At 52.4% G+C, this 1,084-nt stretch carries 2 protein-coding genes; one reads left to right on the forward strand and one right to left on the reverse strand.

Translation table 11 applies throughout. From position 1 onward, the window contains the following. Positions 1-75 precede the first annotated feature (75 nt). Positions 76-360, forward strand: coding sequence for a hypothetical protein (locus LKK83_RS19415; protein ID WP_324632947.1), 285 nt, complete (start codon positions 76-78; stop codon positions 358-360). Positions 361-503: 143 nt separating this feature from the next. On the opposite strand, the gene LKK83_RS19420 is transcribed toward LKK83_RS19415, so the two are convergent. Further along, on the reverse strand, positions 504-1,013 hold the full coding sequence (locus tag LKK83_RS19420; RefSeq protein WP_324632948.1) for a hypothetical protein: 510 nt from the start codon (positions 1,011-1,013) through the stop codon (positions 504-506). Positions 1,014-1,084: the final 71 nt, after the last annotated feature.

Here is a 1,084-nt window from a genome sequence, read left to right on the forward strand (position 1 = left end):
TAGGCTGGTCAGGTGGTTAGAAGTACAAGCCCCTGGCTTTAGACATGGGGTTGGTTTCTACGGAGTCCCTGACGGATGGCGAGAGATTGGTTTGAATTGTCAGGATTTGCAGATGTCAAGGCTAGGGGAACGCGATCGCCCTCACCCCAGGAATGGATGCCCCAGGAACTCCTGTGCGTATTTTCCGGGTTGCGATCGCCGCTGTGCTTTCCGCTTTGTCGCTCTTGCGCTGCGATCGATGGAACTTCCTTTCCCTCCGATTCGCCTCACGGATGGCTTTACGGTAAAACCCGCACTATCTGGATTTCTCCGATTTCCACAAAAACCCACATTTTCCTTCGCTCCACACGAATAGCTTGATGTTTAGGTTAGATCTGGATGCGCCTTGGGGCAAGATGGAGAACCCAACATTTGGTTTCTCTTTTCCCCTTTTTCCGACCCAAGGGGTGGGGAGAATCACCCCTGCGCCCCCCATAGAAAAATACCCTAGGGGGTAGAGAACCCTAGGGGGCTGGGGGGGTACAGTAATTTTTGATTTCATTGACTAATGCATTGGCATCCTCGGCGGTTGCTTCTACTTCGTCGATCGCCTTGTCTACCTTGATTCTTGCCGCTTTCATTTTTTGCAGCCCTTCGGGATTGGGCTGCAAGTCACTGATTTCGTTGAGCAACCCACTGGTGTCTCGAAAGGCTTGGCTAAAGCGATCGTAGATGTTGATAAAGCGGCTTTGAAACCCGATGAGGGTTTCGTCGGTGAGTTTAACCGCCTGTAGTTCTTCACTGACCGTATCGAGGGCGTCAGCTTTTGCCTCCCCCGCCTCGGGATCTACATCGAAGGAGTTGACCAGTTGGCTGCCTTTGTTGATTGCGCTACTCAGTCGGCGGCATTGGGTGGTGGTACTCGGGGCGCAACTGGCCAATAGCAGGGCCACTAAGGCGCTGAGGGGCACAATTGGATAAAATTGACGAAATCTGTACATTAACCTACGGCGATCGCGAGAATCGCATGTCATCGAAAATTAGGGGTTGGTAAGGGGGGCGAATGGAAACCCCTGTCATTTATGTATGGGGAGGAATTCGCCCC

Origin of the sequence: Phormidium sp. CCY1219 (assembly GCF_035615515.1) — a bacterium.
Lineage (GTDB): Bacteria > Cyanobacteriota > Cyanobacteriia > Cyanobacteriales > Laspinemataceae > CCY1219.